Origin of the sequence: Acetobacterium sp. (assembly GCF_036508315.1) — a bacterium.
Lineage (GTDB): Bacteria > Bacillota > Clostridia > Eubacteriales > Eubacteriaceae > Acetobacterium.
On sequence record NZ_DATCHP010000010.1, the window covers coordinates 1 to 19,582 of the forward strand.

General features: G+C 40.0%; 18 protein-coding genes, 1 tRNA gene and 2 riboswitches. Of the genes, 17 read left to right on the top strand and 2 right to left on the bottom strand.

What is annotated here, in order from left to right:
• The first annotated feature begins 17 nt into the window (after positions 1–17).
• From VIK44_RS01330 to VIK44_RS01355, 6 genes are all read left to right on the top strand, one after another.
• Positions 18–93 (top strand) — tRNA-Lys (locus tag VIK44_RS01330).
• A gap of 242 nt (positions 94–335) precedes the next feature.
• Positions 336–881: a peptide-methionine (S)-S-oxide reductase MsrA gene (msrA, locus tag VIK44_RS01335; protein ID WP_331552034.1), complete on the top strand. Its 546-nt coding sequence runs from the start codon at positions 336–338 to the stop codon at positions 879–881.
• On the top strand, positions 878–1,252 hold the full coding sequence (locus tag VIK44_RS01340) for a YccF domain-containing protein (RefSeq protein WP_331552035.1): 375 nt from the start codon (positions 878–880) through the stop codon (positions 1,250–1,252). Before msrA ends, VIK44_RS01340 begins: the two co-directional genes overlap by 4 nt.
• Before the next feature lie 92 nt (positions 1,253–1,344).
• Complete coding sequence (locus VIK44_RS01345; RefSeq protein WP_331552037.1) at positions 1,345–2,391, top strand: methionine ABC transporter ATP-binding protein; 1,047 nt, start codon at positions 1,345–1,347, stop codon at positions 2,389–2,391.
• The gene (locus VIK44_RS01350; protein WP_331552038.1) at positions 2,381–3,040 is read left to right on the top strand and encodes a methionine ABC transporter permease; all 660 of its coding nucleotides are present in this window, start codon (positions 2,381–2,383) and stop codon (positions 3,038–3,040) included. The genes VIK44_RS01345 and VIK44_RS01350 overlap by 11 nt, the downstream gene beginning before the upstream one ends.
• Before the next feature lie 157 nt (positions 3,041–3,197).
• Positions 3,198–4,010: a MetQ/NlpA family ABC transporter substrate-binding protein gene (locus tag VIK44_RS01355; protein WP_331552039.1), complete on the top strand. Its 813-nt coding sequence runs from the start codon at positions 3,198–3,200 to the stop codon at positions 4,008–4,010.
• 239 nt (positions 4,011–4,249) lie between these two features.
• Here the strand turns inward: VIK44_RS01355 and VIK44_RS01360 are convergent, their stop codons facing one another.
• Complete coding sequence (locus tag VIK44_RS01360) at positions 4,250–4,648, bottom strand: hypothetical protein (protein WP_331552040.1); 399 nt, start codon at positions 4,646–4,648, stop codon at positions 4,250–4,252.
• A 212-nt stretch (positions 4,649–4,860) separates the two neighbouring features.
• On the opposite strand from VIK44_RS01360, the gene VIK44_RS01365 reads away from it, so the two are divergent.
• The 9 genes from VIK44_RS01365 (at position 4,861) to VIK44_RS01405 (ending at position 15,305) form a co-directional block, all read left to right on the top strand.
• Positions 4,861–5,532 (top strand): response regulator transcription factor, encoded by a 672-nt coding sequence (locus VIK44_RS01365; protein WP_331552041.1) that lies wholly within the window; start codon positions 4,861–4,863, stop codon positions 5,530–5,532.
• On the top strand, positions 5,529–6,980 hold the full coding sequence (locus tag VIK44_RS01370; protein WP_331552042.1) for a HAMP domain-containing sensor histidine kinase: 1,452 nt from the start codon (positions 5,529–5,531) through the stop codon (positions 6,978–6,980). Before VIK44_RS01365 ends, VIK44_RS01370 begins: the two co-directional genes overlap by 4 nt.
• Before the next feature lie 147 nt (positions 6,981–7,127).
• On the top strand, positions 7,128–8,426 hold the full coding sequence (locus VIK44_RS01375) for a phenylacetate--CoA ligase (protein WP_331552043.1): 1,299 nt from the start codon (positions 7,128–7,130) through the stop codon (positions 8,424–8,426).
• An 11-nt stretch (positions 8,427–8,437) separates the two neighbouring features.
• Entirely contained in the window at positions 8,438–8,875 is a 438-nt protein-coding gene (locus VIK44_RS01380) for an amino acid-binding protein (protein WP_331552044.1), read from the top strand.
• A gap of 137 nt (positions 8,876–9,012) precedes the next feature.
• On the top strand, positions 9,013–9,660 hold the full coding sequence (locus tag VIK44_RS01385) for a TetR/AcrR family transcriptional regulator (protein ID WP_331552045.1): 648 nt from the start codon (positions 9,013–9,015) through the stop codon (positions 9,658–9,660).
• Between the two features lie 144 nt (positions 9,661–9,804).
• Complete coding sequence (locus VIK44_RS01390; RefSeq protein WP_331552047.1) at positions 9,805–10,557, top strand: DeoR/GlpR family DNA-binding transcription regulator; 753 nt, start codon at positions 9,805–9,807, stop codon at positions 10,555–10,557.
• Complete coding sequence (gene pfkB, locus VIK44_RS01395) at positions 10,554–11,471, top strand: 1-phosphofructokinase (RefSeq protein ID WP_331552048.1); 918 nt, start codon at positions 10,554–10,556, stop codon at positions 11,469–11,471. Before VIK44_RS01390 ends, pfkB begins: the two co-directional genes overlap by 4 nt.
• 20 nt (positions 11,472–11,491) lie before the next feature.
• Positions 11,492–13,408 (top strand): fructose-specific PTS transporter subunit EIIC, encoded by a 1,917-nt coding sequence (locus VIK44_RS01400; protein ID WP_331552049.1) that lies wholly within the window; start codon positions 11,492–11,494, stop codon positions 13,406–13,408.
• Positions 13,409–13,826: 418 nt separating this feature from the next.
• Positions 13,827–15,305, top strand: coding sequence for an MBG domain-containing protein (locus VIK44_RS01405; protein ID WP_331552050.1), 1,479 nt, complete (start codon positions 13,827–13,829; stop codon positions 15,303–15,305).
• A gap of 106 nt (positions 15,306–15,411) precedes the next feature.
• Here VIK44_RS01405 and VIK44_RS01410 read toward each other — a convergent pair whose 3' ends face one another.
• Positions 15,412–16,824 (bottom strand): glutamate decarboxylase, encoded by a 1,413-nt coding sequence (locus tag VIK44_RS01410; protein WP_331552051.1) that lies wholly within the window; start codon positions 16,822–16,824, stop codon positions 15,412–15,414.
• A 271-nt stretch (positions 16,825–17,095) separates the two neighbouring features.
• A riboswitch (M-box (ykoK) riboswitch) is annotated at positions 17,096–17,259 on the top strand.
• Positions 17,260–17,445: 186 nt separating this feature from the next.
• Between VIK44_RS01410 and VIK44_RS01415 the strand changes: the two genes are divergently transcribed.
• Positions 17,446–18,375, top strand: a complete 930-nt coding sequence (locus VIK44_RS01415; RefSeq protein ID WP_331552052.1) for a magnesium transporter CorA family protein — start codon at positions 17,446–17,448, stop codon at positions 18,373–18,375.
• 66 nt (positions 18,376–18,441) lie between these two features.
• A riboswitch (FMN riboswitch) is annotated at positions 18,442–18,570 on the top strand.
• 80 nt (positions 18,571–18,650) lie between these two features.
• Positions 18,651–19,226 carry an ECF transporter S component gene (locus tag VIK44_RS01420; RefSeq protein ID WP_331552053.1) on the top strand — a complete coding sequence of 192 codons (576 nt, stop codon included), beginning with the start codon at positions 18,651–18,653 and terminating at the stop codon, positions 19,224–19,226.
• Positions 19,227–19,582 lie beyond the last annotated feature (356 nt).

Sequence of the window (19,582 nt, forward strand, 5' to 3'; positions counted from 1 at the left end):
AATTTAATATTTTATATGACCCATTAGCTCAGTTGGTAGAGCATCTGACTTTTAATCAGGGTGTCGGGCGTTCGAGCCGCCCATGGGTCACCAACTTAATTATTATAACCACACATTGTTGTGGTTTTTTTCTTTTTTTGAATAAAGTCAGTCCATCAAATAGAGTTGGAGAAAAACCGCAGTAAGATTGCTGACTCTCAAGATCGGATAAAAGATAAATGGTAGATTATTGGGGAAAAGGGTATAATTAATAAATGATGAATTTTCGTATTTTAAACGTAAAAGTCAACAGAATGATCTTAAGCAAATAAGGAGAGATTTATGGAAAGGAAAAAATGATGAAACAGGAAAATAATAAAGAGATTACATTAGGTGGCGGATGTTTCTGGGGAACAGAAAAATATTTTCAAGTGATTAAAGGGGTAGTGAAAACCGAGGTAGGTTATGCTAATGGAAAAACATTGAACCCTACCTATGAGGAGGTGTGCAGCCACAAAACCGGTCATGCAGAGGTCGTGAAGCTGGTCTATGACAATAGTGTGGTTTCCCTGCCTTTTTTACTGAATATGTATTACCAGGTCATTGACCCGGTGGCGGTGAACTGTCAGGGAAATGATGTGGGAGTCCAATATCGTACCGGGATTTATTATTCAGATGCACAGGATAAGGAAGTCATTTTAAAATCACTGGAAGAGCTGCAAACCCATTTTAATGCGCCCATAGCTGTTGAGGTTTTGCCATTAGAGAACTACAGCTCAGCTGAAGAGTACCATCAGAAATATCTGGATAAACATCCCGGTGGTTACTGTCACATCGGGAAGGGCGCTTTTAAAAAGGCCGCCCAGGCTGTGGATCAGTCGGATTCGAGAAATAAATTATGAGAACGTTAGGAAACATACTCTGGGTAATTCTAGGGGGGGTTATTATGGCATTGGGTTGGTTTATAGCAGGAGTCATTTGTTGTATTACCATCATCGGAATTCCCTTGGGGCTCCAGGCTTTTAAAATGGCACAGTTGGTTCTGTGGCCATTTGGGCGAACCGTTGATTTTTCAAAAATGGGAACAGGATCGATTATATTAAATATTTTATGGATTCTTATCTTTGGATGGGGATTAGCAGCAGGATCGGCGATTTTAGGAGTTTTATACTGTATCACTATTATTGGAATTCCTTTTGGTCTGCAGTGGTTTAAGTTTGCCAAACTCGCGTTATTTCCTTTTGGGGCTCAAATCATTGATATTCCAAAGTAGATCTGAATTATATGCTTGACAATAAAACAATATCAAGAATATAATCATACAGTGGGCTGTAACAGCACCCACTGTTTTTTTTACAAATTTTTATGAGGAGGGTGACAAACATCGAAAATAATAGGTCACAACAACCAATCATTGAAATAAAAGACCTGATAAAAACCTTTCATCCCAAAAGCGGTGAGGTAAAAGCGCTGGATGGCATTAATCTAAGGGTTAACCAGGGAGATATTTACGGAATTATTGGTATGAGCGGGGCCGGGAAAAGTACCCTGGTACGCTGTATCAATCTTCTGGAAAAACCAACCTCCGGTCATGTTTTCATTGATGGACAGGATATTTCAACACTGACTGAAAAGGAACTGAGAACCATACGCTATTCGGTGGGAATGATTTTTCAACAATTCAATTTACTGATGCAACGCACCGCGGAAAAAAACATTCTGTTTCCCCTGGAAATTGCCGGGGTTGAAAAGGAAACTGCGAAAAAAAGAACGGCAGAGCTTTTGGAGTTGGTAAGCTTGCCGGATAAAGCAAAGGCTTATCCGGCACAGTTATCCGGAGGCCAAATGCAACGCATCGCCATTGCCAGAGCCCTTGCCAATAACCCCAAGATTCTATTGTGCGATGAGGCGACTTCGGCACTGGATCCCTCAACCACCCGGTCAATTCTCAAGTTATTAAAAGAGATCAACCGAAAATTGGGCATTACCATTGTGATCATCACCCATGAAATGAGTGTGGTGGAAGAAATCTGCAGCCATGTGGCGATCATTGATGAAAGTAAGATTGCTGAGTATGGAAGAGTTGAGGATATTTTCAGGAATCCGAAAACCGAGATTGCCAAGAAGATGATTTATTCTGAAAGGGAACTCAGCCCTGTTGTCATGGGGAAAAATTTTTATCGAATTGTTTTTGATGAGAAATCTTCCAGTGATTCGGTTATGGCAAAAATGATCATGGAAACAAAATCCATGGTTAATATTCTTTATGCAGATATGAAAAATATTGAAGGCGTCACTTATGGGCAAATGGTGATTCAGCTGCCTGAAGATGAATTAAGCGCATCCCGAGCGATCCAATATCTCAGATCTCACCAAATTACAGTAGAGGAGGTGGAAAGTCATGTGGGATAGCTCAATGACAACTCTGATTATTCAGGGGACTTTTGAAACCCTTTATATGACTATTGCATCAACTTTTCTGGCCTATGTTATTGGGCTGCCCATGGGGGTCCTATTGGTAACCAGCGATTCAGAAGGGATTGTTCCCATGAATCTGACTAACAAGATTCTTAACGTTGTTGTTAATATCACCCGGTCCATTCCATTTCTGATTCTTTTGATTGCAGTGATTCCATTCACCCGACTGATTACAGGAACAAGTATTGGATCAACGGCAACCATTGTACCTCTGGTCATTGCTGCGGCACCTTTTATTGCCCGGTTGGTTGAATCATCCATTAAAGAAGTGGATAAAGGGATCATCGAAGCGTCCCTTTCGATGGGGGCAAGCCCACTCCAGGTAGTGACAAAGGTCATGATTCCTGAAGCAAAGCCTTCTCTGATTATCGGGGCTGCCATTGCCACAACCACCATATTGGGATACTCGGCTATGGCAGGGATTGTTGGCGGTGGAGGTCTTGGTGACATTGCCATTCGCTTTGGCTACTATCGCTATGAAACCGGGGTAATGGTTGTTACCGTGGTGCTTTTGGTTTTAGTGGTTCAGATTTTCCAGGAAGTCGGAATGAAAATTGCTCAAAAGCAGGATCGTCGAAAATAGTTTTTCAAATCAACGAGTTAATGTGATGATTGGCGATTATCATTAAAAGATTAATTTCCAGATTGACAACCAATGGCTGCCATGCTATATTACATATTATATTACTAGGAATTATATGGAATAACAGGGAAGTTATCCAAAAGAAAAGGAGAGAAGAATGAAAAAATTATTATTGGTATTATTGGTTGGGGCCATTGGTCTCAGCTTATTCACAGGGTGTTCAGCAAAGGGAACTGATGACAAAACCATTGTTGTAGGGGCAAGTCCGACACCTCACGCTGAGATTCTGAAAGTAGCCGCGGAAGTTCTGAAAGAACAGGGGTATACGCTGGAGATTAAGGAATTCACAGATTATGTACAGCCAAATCTGACCCTTGAAAGCAAAGAATTGGATGCGAATTTTTTCCAACATCTTCCTTACTTAGAAGATTTTAATGTTAAGAATGGCACAAAGCTTGTCAGTGCAGGAGCCATTCATTATGAACCATTGGGTGTATACCCGGGGAAAATTAAAACCTTAGATGCCATTGGTGATGGCACCACCATTGCAATACCAAATGATACGACTAATGAAGCCCGGGCATTACTGCTACTGGAAACCCTTGGTTTAATCAAGCTTGATCCTAATGCCGGGTTAGCAGCGACTCCAAAGGATATCGTTGAAAATCCTAAAAATATTGTGATCAAAGAGCTGGAAGCTGCTCAGCTGGCGCGTTCACTACCGGATGTGGATTTGGCAGTGATCAACGGTAATTTTGCCCTTCAGGCAGGCCTGAATGTCGATAAAGACGCCATTGCCAAGGAAGAAAAAGATTCTTTAGCTGCTAAGACCTATGCCAATATTATTGCAGTCCGTGCGGGAGAAGAAAACAGTCCCAAAACAATTGCCTTAATGACAGCACTGAAAAGCGACAAGGTTAAAACATACATTGAACAAACCTACCAGGGTGCAGTTGTACCCATGTTCTAAATCCGAACCAAACAAAAAACGTCTCCTTTCGGAGGCGCTTTTTGTTTGGTGACAAACCCATCCTGGGGACAATGGTAAATCGTTGTCTGCTGCATGCTCGAACAGGCTATCACCTGTTCGAGCATGCAGCAGACACCTGATATTACGATTGTCCCCAGGACTTACTTTTCTAATTTGTCTGCAGTCTGAAACGTCTCCTTTTGGAGGCGTTTTTTGTTTATCAGATTAAAAGAGATCAATTAAATTGTTCGTCCGCCACGATGCATGCCACTGCCATCCTGTGGATGTGTGCCACCACCGGTTCCAACGTTATCGCAAACGCCGTCGCCATCAGCATCAACAAAGTTTGCACCGCCACCGGTTCCAACATTATCACAAACGCCATCGCCATCGGCATCGACAAAGTTTGCATTGCCAGCGCCATTTCCCATACCTGAGCCAACGGGATTTCCGGTGGCATCACAGAGACCATCGCCATCAGCATCCTGATTGCCCTGATAAGCCATGTGTTGTCCCATGCCCTGTCCTGAACCTGTGCCGTCTCCAGCACCTTGACCATAACCGGAAGCTGCCATGGCACTTCCTGCGGTTGCCAACATAAAGACTAACGATGTTACCAGAATCATTTTTTTGTTCATTTTGATTTCCTCCGTTTTTTTATTTTTTGTTTCTGTTGATAGTTGTATTATAGGATAGGATTATGTCATTTCTGTGTCAAAAAAACAAAAGACAGGAGTTAATTGATTATGATAAAATATGAGTACACTAAAGGATCAATGATTATTTTGACACAGAATTGTCATTAATAAGTGCTAAACTAATATAATTAATGATGGAGGTCATGTGACTTATGAAAGGCATTCGTATTCTTGTTGCAGAAGATGAAGATAAATTACGAGAAATTGTTTTAAAATATTTAAAAAAGGAAGGCTATGAAGGGTTCGGCGCGGCTAACGGAGAGGAAGCCTTGAATCTTTGGGCAGAAAAGCAACCGGATTGCATTATCCTTGATGTGATGATGCCAATCATGGATGGTTTTGAGGTTTTGGAGGAAATCCGGGAAACGGATAATGTTCCGGTGATTATGTTAACGGCGCGCAGAGAAGAAAATGATAAAATACAGGGGTTCGAGGTCGGGGCGGATGACTATGTGACCAAGCCTTTCAGTCCCAGGGAGCTGATGGTAAGGATCAAGGCTTTGTTGAAGCGCAGTGGTGTTGCAACAGCCGAGAATAAAATTAAAATTTGCGGAATCAGTCTCACCCCCGGAGACCGGTTCATGACCATTAATAGTAACGAAATAAGCCTGACCCAAAAAGAGTATGAGGTTTTGCTTTTTTTTGTGAATCATCAGAAAATGGTTCTATCCCGGGAACAGATTCTTGATCGAATTTGGGGATTCGAGTTTGAAGGGGATATGCGAGTCGTTGATACCACCATTAAACGGCTAAGAAAAAAAATGGAGGAGAAAGGGGAATGTATCCAAACAGTTCGTGGCGTTGGATATAAATTTCAAGAATGAAAGTGTCAATTTTTTCCAGGCTCATGCTTTATATAGGGATTTTTTTCCTTATTTTATGTGGTTTAACCTATTTTGCTTTAAGCACTTACTTTGAGGTTTATTACACACAAACCAGAACTGAGACCTTAATAGCCAATACCGAACAAATTCTGAGGATTTATAACCAGGTAGGATTAACCCCGGAACTTCAGTCCAGTATTGCTACCATCGGTGAGGAAGGTACAGTGATACAAATTGTTCAAAATAAAACGACTTCAGGAGAAGCATCGATACATGAAGGAACCATGAATGGCAGCGGTCAGGGACAAGGCATGGGACAAGGCAATGGTTCTGGACAACAGAAAAGCTTTGAAACTCAAATGGCGGGACACCAGGATGGCGAAAGTTTTATGATGGTTTCGGGAAACAGTGATCACACGGTGGAATGGCTAAGCTATAAAAAAGTAGCTGCAGATGGTACTCAAATCGTTGGGCGTATTCCTTTTTATGCCGTTCATGATGTTATCCATATTGTCCAGAATTTTTTGCTTGTTTTTTTGCTGATCATTTTTGGATGCTCATTGGTTTTTGCTTTTTTCTTTGCAAGGGGTATTTCAAAGCCCATTATTCATTTAAATCGTATTTCAAAGGAAATGGGGAACCTGAATTTCACAGAAAAATATAAAGGAACCCGTAAGGATGAAATTGGTCAGTTGGGGGAAACACTAAATCATATTTCAAATGAGTTGGAAGGCACCATAGAAATGCTTCAGGTTGAATTGAATAAGGAACGTACGCTGGAAAAAATGCGGCAACGTTTTACAGCTCAGGTTTCCCATGAAATCCAAACACCTCTGGCAGTGATCAAAAGCTATGCCGAGGCCCTGGAGGACGAAATTCTGGAAACTCGTGAAGAGGAAATGGAATATTTCATTACCATTGAAAAAGAAGCTGACAAAATCAGTGGGATTGCTAGTGATTTACTGGATTTGTCCCAGATTGAATCAGGAGCGTACACGCTTAACAAAGAGATGGTTTTGGGCTCAGAGGTTCTAACATCCGTTATTGAGCGATTTGAACACACCTATCCAGAAAAAAATATTCAGTTTGAAAACGATTGTGACACCGGACTCATGATAAGTATGGATCGCAAACGAATGGAACAGGTCGTTTATAACTTCCTGGATAATGCCATAAAACACGTTGCTCCAGAGGACGGAGTCATTGAGGTTAAAAGTGAAGTGCGATCCGGAGAATGGGCGGTATCCGTTTATAATGTTGGTTATCCGATTCCTGAAAATGAAATTGATCAGATCTGGGGATATTTTTATAAAGCCCATTCAGACAAAAAAGGCACCGGTCTGGGGTTGGCCATTGTTAAGGGAATTATTCAGTGTCATGGCGGTCAGGTGGCTGTTGAAAACAGAGAAAGCGGTGTTTGGTTTGAAGTGACCTTGCCATTAAAATAAGAAAAATTTGGATTTTCAAACCCAGGGATTGTGATATAATAATAACGTTACTTAAAAGCAGAAGAGAATACTCAAGTATATTAAGTAAATCCTTACAAATAATTATCTCATCAAAAGCACACCATCAGAAATATCAGGAGGAAAAATATGTATTGGAATAAGAGCTATGAATGTATGCCCAGGGAAAAATTGAAGGAGCTTCAATTAGAACGATTAAAACGAATGGTAGCTCGAATTTATCATGATGTTCCATTTTATCGAAACAAGTTTCAGGAAAATGGAATCATGCCTGAAGATGTCCAGTCGCTATCAGATCTTCAAAAACTGCCATTCACCACAAAGGTTGATCTGAGAGACAACTACCCATACGGACTTTTTACCGTGCCATTAGAGCAGATTGTCCGTATTCATGCTTCCTCAGGCACCACCGGAAAACCAACGGTTGTGGGATATACAAGAAACGATATTGCCAGCTGGGCTGAACTCATGGCACGTTCTTTAGTTGCTGCCGGGGGACGTCCCCATTCAGTTGTGCAGAATGCCTATGGCTATGGCTTATTCACCGGAGGCTTAGGAGTTCATTATGGAGCTGAACGCTTGGGCGCTTCCATTATTCCTATTTCAGGTGGAAATACAAAAAAACAGATTATGATCATGAAAGACTTTGGTTCCACCGTTCTGACCTGTACCCCCTCTTATGCCATTTATCTGGCAGAGGTTTTGAATGATATGGGCATTGACCCGGAATCATTGAAACTGCAGATTGGTATTTTCGGGGCTGAGCCCTGGTCTGAAAGCATTCGAAAAGATATTGAGAAAAAGCTGAAAATCAAGGCTTACGATATTTATGGCCTATCTGAAATTATGGGACCGGGAGTTGCCATTGAATGTGAATGCCAAAATGGACTCCATATTTGGGAGGATCATTTTATTCCTGAAATTATTGATCCAATCACTCTTGAGGTACTTCCGCATGGGACCCAGGGTGAGTTAGTCATTACCACCATTACCAAGGAGGGAATCCCGATTCTTCGTTACCGAACAAGGGATATTACCACCATTATTGATGAGCCTTGTGCTTGTGGACGAACGCATTTGAAAATTAGCCGTTTACAGGGTCGAACCGATGATATGCTCATTATCCGAGGGGTTAACATATTCCCAACCCAAATCGAAAGTGTTCTGCTGGAAATTGGTGAAGTGGAACCCCATTATCAATTAGTTGTCAGAAGAGACGGATCCCTTGATACCCTTGAAATTAAGGTTGAGCTTAATGAAGCGCTGTTCTCAGATAAGATCAGTAACCTTGAAAAGCTGGAACATCGTATTAAAGAGCGAATTAATTCAGTTACCGGTATTAATGCTAAAATATCCCTTGTTGAGCCTAAAAGTCTTCCAAGAAGCGAAGGAAAAAGCCAACGAGTTGTTGATTTAAGAAAAATTTAGGAGGAAAAAAAATGATTCGACAAGTATCAATTTTTATGGAAAACCATGAAGGCCGTCTTAACAATTTGCTTAATATTCTGGCAGAAAATAACATCAACATTCGTTCCTTAAATATTGCAGAAACAATGGATTATGGTATCGTCCGTTTGATTTTGCAGGAAACCGACAAAGGGATCGAGGTGTTGAAGAAGCATAATATCATGAGCTCATTAACACCGGTTCTTGCAGCAGAGATTTCAGATCAGCCTGGAGGCCTCAGTATCCTGGTGGAAGCACTGACCAAAGAAAAAATCAATATTGTTTATGCCTATTCTTTTCTTCCTAAGAAAACGGATAATGCCATTGTTATTATTCGTGTTGAAGATGAAGTGCTGGAAAAAGCCATTGAAACCCTTAAAACAGTGCCGGGGATTAATCTGCTTGACAGAGAAACCCTGTTATTAATATAGGGGAATGACCGATTTCATGATTTAAATGAGAAACATTCTAAACTTTATGTTGACATTTGCCACAATCTTTCGTAAAATTAAGAGTATATATTAAAGTCGAGAAACAATGGCAAATTCATATAAAGAAAGGAAAAACAATGACAACCTCAAAAAAAGGAAATCAAACAAAACAGAATATAATTAATTCCGCGAAGATTCTTTTTTACGAGCATGGTTATAATAAAACAGGAATACAGGATATTGCTGATCATGCTGATGTAAAGCTAGGAACGATTACCTATTATTACAAAAAAAAGGATGACATGATTACCGACATTTACAATGTATTTTTCCTGGCATTATATGATTATGTGTCGGTTACTTCAAATAATCTCAATCTTTTTACCAAGTATTGTTATTCCCTGGTATTATATTATGAAGCCATTTTAAACAATGAGCACAATAAAAATTTATATTATGAAGTACTTATTAAGAATGTAAACCCCAAGGGACGAACTAATATTACAAATACTTTAAATCGTTCCTGTTTGGATTTTTTAAATAAGAATTATATTGAAGCAGATCTGGAAGTCATCGCTCGGTCAGACTATGGTGCAAGGAAAGAGCTTTTTGTTAATTTTTATGAAAAAGAGATTAAGTTCACCGGACGTGCAATGATCTATTTCTTTATTCGAAATTTGTTCAGATTAATGAACCTGGACGGGGACATGATCGAGAACACAATCCAACAGGGCTTCGAGTTTTCAAACAAAAACAAACCGGAAAACATTAAATTTTTAGTGTAAATGGTGAATTCGACAAGAAAAAAGCAGTAATCCTTGGATTACTGCTTTTTTTTGCAATAAATTGATCTTATATGACTGAAAATGAAATAAAATGGTTGACATTGACTGAAGATGGTGATATCATGCGTTTAAAGAGGTGAGACGATGATTACAGAAGAACGATTTGGGAAAATATTAGAAATGATCGAAGAAAAACGGGTCGTAAAAGTTTCCGAATTATCCGAAACCTTGAATATTTCTGAATCCACCATACGCAGAGACTTAACAACACTTAACAACGGTGGAAAACTAAAAAAAGTCCATGGCGGAGCCACAGCCATGGGTGGAAGCATTGCCACTATGGATTACGATGTCCGGCTGAGAGTAGACCATTACCGTGATGAAAAGAAACGCATTGGGAGGTTTGGCGCTTCTCTTATTGAAAAGAATGATTTTGTGTTCATTGACGCAGGCACTACCACCGAAGCCATGGTAAGCGCTATCACTGAACGGGAAGCAGTTTATGTCACCAACGGGATAAGCATTGCAAAAAAACTGGTGAAAAAAGGATGCAGAACCATTATCATCGGAGGCGAAATCAAACCCGTTACGGATGCAGTGGTAGGAAGCGAGGCATTGGGATGTCTTCGAAAATATCACTTTACCAAGGGCTTTTTTGGAACCAATGGTGTGGATATAAACGCCGGCTTTAGTACCCCGGACCCAACCGAGGCCCAGGTTAAACGCGAAGCATTATTGCGGTCAAAAGTGGCATATATTTTAGCGGACCCTTCAAAATTCAATCGGATAGCGCCGGTAAGTTTTGGCGACTTGGAAGATGGGGAAATCATAACTACAATGCTCCCCTATACATCCTATGGAAAGCACACAAAAATATGGGAGGTGGATAGACAATGATTTTTACAGTAACCTTTAACCCTTCTTTGGATTATATAGTCGGTCTCAGTGAATTTCATGAAGGTGAGGTCAATCGGAGTGAATGGGAGCATATTTTCCCAGGTGGAAAGGGAATCAATGTTTCCATGGTTCTAAAAAACCTGGCAATTGGAAACGTTGCACTAGGCTTTGTTGGCGGGTTTACCGGAAAAGAAATTCAGGATCGGATAAAAGCATTTGGTTGCACTACCGATTTCGTAAAATTGAAATCCGGAATCTCACGGATTAATGTAAAGATAAAAGCAAATAAAGAAAGTGAAATAAATGGACAGGGTCCTAATATCACGAATAAAGAAATCGCAAAACTATTTGAAAAGCTGGAGCTGCTTAAAACGGGGGACATCCTGGTTTTAGCAGGAAGCATCCCCAAGGCCCTGACCGAGGATACCTATGAAAATATCATGAAGATTTTAGAAAATCGGGGCATAAAAATTGTGGTGGATGCCACAGGAGAGCTTTTATTCAAGGTCATAAAATATCAGCCATTCCTTATTAAACCCAACAAGCATGAACTTGGGGAAATATTTGGTGTGACATTGAAGAACCGGGAAGAGATCATTAAATCAGCCAAACGTCTCCGGGAAATGGGCGCACAAAATGTTCTGGTTTCAATGGCTGGAGAGGGTGCTATTCTTATTGGCAACGATAACAGTGTTTACGAAATGAAGGCCCCAAAAGGGGTTGTTAAAAATTCCGTAGGTGCGGGAGATTCCATGGTAGCAGGATTTTTGGCAGGCTATCTTGAAAATGAAGATCTCAGGGAGGCATTTCGAATGGGGGTAGCCACCGGCAGTGCCTCAGCTTTTTCCGAAACATTAGCTACCAAAGATGAAGTCTTGAAAATTCTAAATGATTTACCACAAAAAGAAAATTAAAAAAAGAGGAGGAAAAAAACATGCGCATTATTGATTTACTTAATTCAAAGGGCATTGACCTCGCCGGGAAGCCGGCATTAAAGGATCAAACCATTAAACATTTGGTTGATCTCATGGATGCCACTGGAAATATCAGTGACAAAGAGGTGTTTCGGCAGACAGTAATGAAACGTGAAGAAGAAGGAAGTACGGGTATCGGGGAAGGCGTAGCGATTCCCCATGGGAAATCCCTTGTGGTGAAAAATGCCGGGCTTGCAGCCATGGTGGTAAAGGATGGTGCGGATTTTGATTCCCTGGATGGGGAACCCGCTTATCTCTTTTTTCTCATTGCGGCACCCAATGAAGCCAATGAGCTGCATTTAGAAGTGCTCAGCCGGCTCTCTACCATACTAATGGATCCGGAATTTCGAAAAAAATTGATTCAATCCCCTGATATTACAACTTTTCTGAAGTTCATTGACGAAAAAGAACAGGAAAAGTATGGTAAAGCTGAACAAGAAGAAACGAGTCAGAAAAAGGGCTTTCAACTTTTGGCGGTAACTGCTTGTCCTACCGGTATAGCCCACACTTATATGGCAGCGGAAAGCCTTGAAAATAAAGCAAAAGAACTCGGCATAACCATTAAGGTGGAAACCAACGGTTCCGGTGGCGTGAAAAACAAGCTAACAGCCGAGGAAATCAAAAATGCTGATGCGATAATCATTGCAGCAGATACAAATGTTGAAATGGCTCGGTTTAACGGAAAACCTTTGGTTCAGAGAAAAGTTGCCGATGGCATTCACAAACCCAAGGAATTAATTGAGGAAGCCCTCAGTGGCAGTGTTCCCATTTACCAGGGTAAGGGTGAGGATGCCGAGGCAGGCGGAGGATCTGGAGAAAAAGAAAGCATTGGTCACAAAATATACAAAGATTTAATGAATGGGGTTTCTCACATGCTGCCCTTTGTTATTGGCGGTGGGATTCTTATAGCATTGGCATTTTTATTTGATGATTACAGCATTAATCCCGCAACTTTTGGTAGTAATACTCCCTTTGCAGCCTTCCTGAAAACTGTTGGCGGTACGGCCTTTGCGTTTATGTTGCCGGTATTGGCTGGTTACATTGCTATGAGTATTGGGGATCGACCTGCATTAGCCGTTGGTTTTGTAGGTGGTATGCTTGCCTTCGCCGGTGGTTCTGGATTTTTAGGAGCATTGCTGGCAGGATTTGCCGCAGGTTACCTGATTCTTGGTTTGAAAAAGGTGTTCTCCAAGCTTCCTAACAGCTTAGAGGGGATTAAACCAATACTGCTGTATCCTGTATTTGGGATATTGATTATTGGTGCTTTTATTATTTTTGTCATTAATCCGCCGGTAGCAGCACTTAATACCGGGTTATCAGTAATGCTTAACGGAATGGGAGCCTCCAGCAAGATTGTTCTGGGAATGATTCTCGGTGGTATGATGGCCATTGATATGGGTGGCCCTATTAATAAGGCGGCCTATACTTTTGGATTGGCATCATTAGCCACTGGACAATTTGATATTATGGCAGCAGTTATGATTGGTGGGATGATTCCACCTTTGGGTATTGCACTTTGTACCACCTTCTTTAAAAGTCGTTTTACAAAAAAAGAAAGAGATGCAGGGATGGCCAACTATGTTATGGGTCTCTCCTTTATCACTGAAGGTGCAATTCCCTTTGCATCTGAAGATCCGATTCGAGTTATTCCTGCCTGTGCAGTCGGTGCATCTGTTGCCGGAGGTTTATCGATGTTCTTTGGATCTACCTTAATGGCACCACATGGTGGTATATTCGTATTTCCCCTTGTTGGGAACCCTTTCGGATATGTCATTGCATTGGTTGCCGGATCAATTATTACGATGATTCTACTGGCCATATTGAAGAAATCAAAAGTGAATGATCAATTAGAAGGAGTCGAAACACTGGATTTATAAAAAAAGATGAAAACTGTAGAGAAACTTAAATTTCAAAGTTGATTATTTATCGCTGTGTGTTACAGGATACACTTGTTCGCTCTGAAGCACACAGCCAGATAAAATAATAATCCCCGGAAAATAGGTATTGATACCTTTGTCAACAACCTTAACCCTTGCCGAATTGGCAGGGGTTTTATTATTGTAAAAATGAAGTGAGTAATAAAATGTAAAAAAAATTGGGAATAAATTTAGTTGCTTATTGAATAATGAAATTATTAAGGTATAATTGATGAGATAGGCATTTTTAAAAATACTTTGACAATAAAGATTATCGTGATTAATATATGAAAAAACATGTTAAACTTCATCAGATAGATCTATTTTTCTCGTTTGATTTTAAATGGCATTTACCATATTTTCAGGAAAGGAAGTAAAAATGATTATGACAAAAGCCGGAAAACAATTTCTGAGTCTGGTTTCAATGATTTGTTTGATTGTTATATGTCTTCCTTCAGAAATTTTTGCCTTGGAGTCAGATCAGATCGATTTTATTTCTTTTCCGGAAAATGTTACCTACAACGGCAGTCCACAAGTTTTAGCGGAAATTAATGCACCGGTAGATGGCAAGGCTCTGGATCCACTGCTTATTGAAATCACCTATGAAGAAATAACGGACAACGGGAAGGCATCTGCAGAGATAACAGAGCCCCCAATAGAACCAGGAACCTATTTAGTAACCGTTAAATATGAAGGCGATGAGAATTATCAGAGTTATATTGAAAGTAAAGAAATAATAATCAAACCAATTGAACTAAAGCCAACAGATTTTAGCACTAAAGGTCCGGCAACTAAGGTTTATGATGGTACTACAAAGGTTCCTGATGGTGTGATTGAAGATCTAAGCAATTCCGGAGTTTTAGAAAAAGATTTAAGTGATGTTAATTTTAGCTATAGTTCTTCTGAGTTTACTTCAAAAGATGTAAATCCCATTGAATTAAACAAAATAATCCTCGATGATGTGACAATTTCAGGAGATAAGGGGGCTTTCTATCATTTGATTCCCAATCCGGATTTACCAAATATCGATCCCATTCTCGTGATTCCAGACAAAGATTCTGTGACTGTGGAGCTATCTGGAAAAATTACGCCAAAACCAGTTGGCATGTTATTAATCGGCGAGGATAAAGTTTATGATGCTGATGCACGCCTGGATGGGTATGACCTTAATTATAATGCGGAAGACGTGATTAAAGGAGAAGAAATCGGAGTTCGGACAACCGATGCTTTTAATCCATGGTATGGAGAAATGACGACTCAAATTAAAGATGTGGGTGAATATTATGTTTGGGCATCAGAAGGGTTTTACCTTTATGGTTTAGAAGAAACAAATATTGATAACTACACCGTGAAAGATGATCTGATAGTTTCAAAAGAAAAATATAGCATTACTCCATTACCAGTGATTGTAGAAACCGGGTTTCAATCCAAGACCGAAGGAGACCCGGATCCGGAACTAACCTATGTGATCTGGCTGGATTATGGCAGGGATCAACCATATCATGAAGGGCTCTTGGGTGAAGACATTTTCAGTGGATCATTAAACCGTACACAAGGGGAATCCCCGGGTAAATATGATATTTCCATTGGCACACTGAACAATCCGAATTACACCATTTCATTCGAAAATGGGGAAAATATGTTTGAGATCAGACCCATGCCAGAAATTTCATCAACGTCATCAACGTCATCAACGTCATCAACGTCATCAACATCTGGATCATCAACGTCTGGGTCATCAATCTCAACTGATATCCAAGAGGATCCTATTGAAAATAATTCGCTTATTTCAAGACTGTTTTTAAGTGGAATGGCAATTGTTGGTGGTGCTTTCTTTATGAAGATGCGTAATATTTAAGAGTAAGACATGTGTTAAAATTATGAAATAGCAAACGGGCAAAGAAAATGTAATATTTTCTTGCCCGTTTTGCTGTTTACTGAAAGATTAGTTGATCTTATCGAATCTAATGGGTGAAGCCATAGCTTCCTTTGTTTTCATTTGATTTACCATGAATAAGAATATGGGCATTGTCCAAATCTTCAATGCCACGTTTCAAATCTTCCATGAAAAGCACCGCTAAGTGGATACTTAAATCCTGTCTGATGACAACTCTCTGAATAATAACATTCTCCATATGTTCAGGGAGTGGATAAGCAGGTACCTGCCAGCCATTCATGCGAACCCGATCAGCCAAATCATAAAGGCTCCATTCTTTATTTGCATCAGCTTTCATTGTCCAACATACAATGGGAATATTATCACCATCATTATAGATTTCGAAAAGTCCGGTTTCAGTCAATTCCTTGGCAATGTAAACAGCAACGTCACGGGTTCGTTGGTGGATTTCACGGTAACCTTCGTAACCCAAAGATAGGAAGTTAAAATATTGTCCGACAATTTGACTTGCAGACCGTGAGAAGTTTATGGATAAAGTAGGAATATTGCCTCCAAGATAACTCACGTTAAAAATAAGTTCCTCAGGCAGATATTGTTTGTCTTTCCAGAGGATCCAACCAACACCAGGATAAACGAGTCCGTATTTATGACCAGAGGTATTTATTGAAATCACATTTTTCAAACGGAAGTCCCATTCCAGATCCGGATGAATAAAAGGAGCAAACATGCCACCTGAAGCGGCGTCCACATGAATGGCTATTTTATAGTCTGTTTTTTGATTGTGGGCTTCGACAAGCTGATCCAATTTTTTCACATCATCATATTTACCGGTGTAGGTGATGCCCATGATTGCAACGATACCAATGGTGTACTCATCAACATAACTCATAACCGTATCCATATTCAGACTCATGTGTTCTTCATCTAAAGGAACTAGTCTCATGTCAATATCCCAATAAACACAGAATTTTTCCCAACAGACCTGAAAGCCAGATGAAATAACCAGGTTTGGTTTCCTGGCATTGATGTCTAAACCGTGCTTTTTAGCATTTTCTCTCCAGATGAATTTCATTGCCAATCCACCCAGCATACAGGCTTCAGAAGAACCAACCGTCGAGGTTCCGAAGAACGCCATGTCCTTTGGCGCATTCCACAAATCCGCTATTATATTAACACATCGATTTTCAAGGTCACTTGTTTGCGGGTATTCGGATTTATCAATGGCGTTTTTTTCCAGAGTTTCAGACATAAGTCTGACAGCAGCAGGTTCCATGAATGTTTGACAGAAGGTAGCCAGATTAAGTCGAGCGCTTCCTTCGTCTAATAAATCATCCTGAATCAAGCGATAGGCTATTTCAGGATCAACAGATTTTTGCCCCAGTTTATATTTAGGAAGGGCTGAATCAATGGTTTCAGTTACAAAAACAGGAGTTGTGTATACCGCTTTTAACTTTTTTTCTTCCGGCCGTGTGTGTAACATTTTTTACCTCCATAATTTTCGATTTTTAAGCTTATTGATGATTGAACATTTTTAGGCAATATCTGAGTTTTGCTTTTCTCATTCAGATCCAAATAATTTACAATTTAGAGTTGATTGAACATTTGCTTATATCTTAGATTATACACAAAATAGAGCGGGATAAACAAACTAATTTCAATATTTTTTACACAGACTTAACTTGAAAACCATTGACAAAAAGATTGCAAAAAGATATAGTTAACGGTGTAAATATAATAAAAAAAACAAAAACTGTTTCTTTTGTTAGGTGAGGCTCCTATACGGATATGGCTGCTACCCGGAAACATCGAGAGATGCCAATGGGTTAACAGGTACTATCGAATTAAGGTTTTACTTAATGCAGTTGGGTGTTGCCCTATACTGTATAGTGCCAAAGCTGAACGACTGGGGGAATCATTATTTTTTGCTGTGCAAAAACCTCCGTGAATTTATGGTGGCTTTTTTTATTTGTAAAACGAAACGAAGGAGTGAGATAGGATGGACGCAGACCCCGGAGAGAAGTACATTGGACAAACGATTGAGACTACGAGCGACCAAAATATCCACAGGATCATTGGTTGCTCTTAATTAAGGAGGAAAACAATGATTAAAATCTACAAAACCATTGATGGAAAAATTGAAGAAATTGAATCCATTGAAAAAAATAGTTGGATTGATATGGTGAACCCGACAGAAGAAGAGCTTCGGTTCATTACTGAGGAATTAAACGTGGAACCGGATTTTCTTAGAGCAGCACTGGATGAAGAAGAAATTTCCCGTGTGGAAGTTGAAGATAACGATCATGCTCTTATTACCATTGATGTACCGGTTGTTCAAAAAGATACAAAAATGGTGCTCTATACTACTATTCCTGTAGGGATTATCCAAACAGAAGATAATATTATTACGGTTTGTCTTCGCGGAAATACCCTCATTGATGATTTCGCCAAAGGGCGTATTAAGAACGTATTCACAAACTTGAGAACCCGGTTTATTTTTCAGATACTCTATCGCATTGCCAGCCGTTTCCTTGTTTATTTGAGGCACATTAATCGCATGAGTACAGATATTGAACGGGAGTTGCATATTTCCCTGAAAAACAATGAGTTAATTCAGCTCCTTGACTTGGAAAAAAGTTTGGTGTTCTTTTCAATCTCACTGAAAGCTAATCAGGCAGTGGTGGAAAAGCTTCAACGCGGACGTATTATCAAGCTTTACGATGAAGACAAAGATCTGTTGGAAGATGTTTTGGTAGAAGTTCAACAGGCAATTGAGATGTCAAATATATACACTAATATTCTAAGCGGCACCATGGATGCGTTTGCTTCGATTATTTCGAATAACCTAAATATCGTTATGAAAGTTTTAACATCCCTTACCATCCTTACAGCCATTCCTACCATGTTTGCGAGCTTCTACGGGATGAACGTGTCGGGAATACCCTTAGCCAATTTTGGGTTCGTCGTTGGGGTTGCTCTGGTCGCTACCGGAGTTGCTGCTCTTGTTCTGTTTAAGAATAAGATGTTCAGTTAGATTGGTCTAAGATTTCCATTGACAAAGAAATTTTCAAAGGTGTATAATGAATACAAATAAATAAATAGTCTGTTTCAGGGCGAGGTGTGAATCCTCACCGGTGGTGAAGTGCTTCGGCAATAAGTCCACGAGCCGAAAGGCCGATCTGGTAAGAAACCAGAACCGACGGTAGAGTCCGGATGAAAGAAATGGCGTACGATTTTGCACGCAAAGCCCTTGGAGAATAAAATCCAGGGGCTTTTATATTTTCTAAACAGACAATTAGGAGGTTTTTGATGAAAATCAAAACAAAACAACTGACACAAATGGCAGTATTGGCAGCAATGTCAATTCTATTGGTTTATCTGATACGGTTTCCAATTTTCCCGGCCGCTCCTTTTTTGGAATACGACCCGGCAGATATCCCGATTTTCATTGGCGCATTTTTATTTGGTCCAGTGGGTGGGTTAGTTCTCACAGGGGTTGTCTGTGTACTGCAAGGTTTAACGGTTAGTTCGGCAAGCGGTATTATTGGAATTTTGATGCATTTCTTTGCAACAGGCGCATTTGTACTGGTTGCAGGAAATATCTACAAAAAAAACCGTACGCGAAAAGGCGCTATTATTGGTTTGAGTTTCGGGATAGTGGCGATGACCGTTACCATGGTTATCTGGAACCTTGCTTTAACGCCGTTCTTCCTGGGTATTCCAGTTGAAGCGGTGATTCCAATGATTCTTCCCATTATTGTTCCATTTAATATTATTAAAGCAGGGGCAAATGCAGCTATTACCTTTATAGTCTATAAATCAGTGGGTAAGGTAATCGGACTGGAACTCCAAGAGACAAAAATAGCCGAGGCTAAAGTAAAATAGTTAACACCGTTCAAAGGTCAGAACCAATGGTTCTGACCTTTTTGGCATTTAGAAAGAATTAATTGAAAAAAGCATTGACACAGAGAATTAAGAAGGGTATACTTTAAAAGTTGTCTCAAACGGGGCAGCGAAAATGAACACAGAAAACAAAACAAACTTTCAAAAACAGCTTGACAACGCAGGAAAATGACGATATAATAGAAAAGCTTCTTAAGGGAGCGGCGGTCATAGAAAAGAGAATAGTACCATAAAACCTGTTGATTTCGGCTAACACTTTCGGGTGTTAGGAGAAAACAAAAACACGGTTCTTAGAGAACCCTTCGCAAGAAGTAAAAATTGAGTTATTTACATGAGCA

Excerpts from the sequence above, each read along its gene's own strand:
- msrA (WP_331552034.1), top strand. The coding sequence starts at position 336 with ATGATGAAACAGGAAAATAATAAAGAGATTACATTAGGTGGCGGATGT.
- VIK44_RS01340 (WP_331552035.1), top strand. The coding sequence starts at position 878 with ATGAGAACGTTAGGAAACATACTCTGGGTAATTCTAGGGGGGGTTATT.
- VIK44_RS01345 (WP_331552037.1), top strand. The coding sequence starts at position 1,345 with ATGAGGAGGGTGACAAACATCGAAAATAATAGGTCACAACAACCAATC.
- VIK44_RS01350 (WP_331552038.1), top strand. The coding sequence starts at position 2,381 with ATGTGGGATAGCTCAATGACAACTCTGATTATTCAGGGGACTTTTGAA.
- VIK44_RS01355 (WP_331552039.1), top strand. The coding sequence starts at position 3,198 with ATGAAAAAATTATTATTGGTATTATTGGTTGGGGCCATTGGTCTCAGC.
- VIK44_RS01360 (WP_331552040.1), bottom strand. The coding sequence starts at position 4,648 with ATGAACAAAAAAATGATTCTGGTAACATCGTTAGTCTTTATGTTGGCA.
- VIK44_RS01365 (WP_331552041.1), top strand. The coding sequence starts at position 4,861 with ATGAAAGGCATTCGTATTCTTGTTGCAGAAGATGAAGATAAATTACGA.
- VIK44_RS01370 (WP_331552042.1), top strand. The coding sequence starts at position 5,529 with ATGAAAGTGTCAATTTTTTCCAGGCTCATGCTTTATATAGGGATTTTT.
- VIK44_RS01375 (WP_331552043.1), top strand. The coding sequence starts at position 7,128 with ATGTATTGGAATAAGAGCTATGAATGTATGCCCAGGGAAAAATTGAAG.
- VIK44_RS01380 (WP_331552044.1), top strand. The coding sequence starts at position 8,438 with ATGATTCGACAAGTATCAATTTTTATGGAAAACCATGAAGGCCGTCTT.
- VIK44_RS01385 (WP_331552045.1), top strand. The coding sequence starts at position 9,013 with ATGACAACCTCAAAAAAAGGAAATCAAACAAAACAGAATATAATTAAT.
- VIK44_RS01390 (WP_331552047.1), top strand. The coding sequence starts at position 9,805 with ATGATTACAGAAGAACGATTTGGGAAAATATTAGAAATGATCGAAGAA.
- pfkB (WP_331552048.1), top strand. The coding sequence starts at position 10,554 with ATGATTTTTACAGTAACCTTTAACCCTTCTTTGGATTATATAGTCGGT.
- VIK44_RS01400 (WP_331552049.1), top strand. The coding sequence starts at position 11,492 with ATGCGCATTATTGATTTACTTAATTCAAAGGGCATTGACCTCGCCGGG.
- VIK44_RS01405 (WP_331552050.1), top strand. The coding sequence starts at position 13,827 with ATGATTATGACAAAAGCCGGAAAACAATTTCTGAGTCTGGTTTCAATG.
- VIK44_RS01410 (WP_331552051.1), bottom strand. The coding sequence starts at position 16,824 with ATGTTACACACACGGCCGGAAGAAAAAAAGTTAAAAGCGGTATACACA.
- VIK44_RS01415 (WP_331552052.1), top strand. The coding sequence starts at position 17,446 with ATGATTAAAATCTACAAAACCATTGATGGAAAAATTGAAGAAATTGAA.
- VIK44_RS01420 (WP_331552053.1), top strand. The coding sequence starts at position 18,651 with ATGAAAATCAAAACAAAACAACTGACACAAATGGCAGTATTGGCAGCA.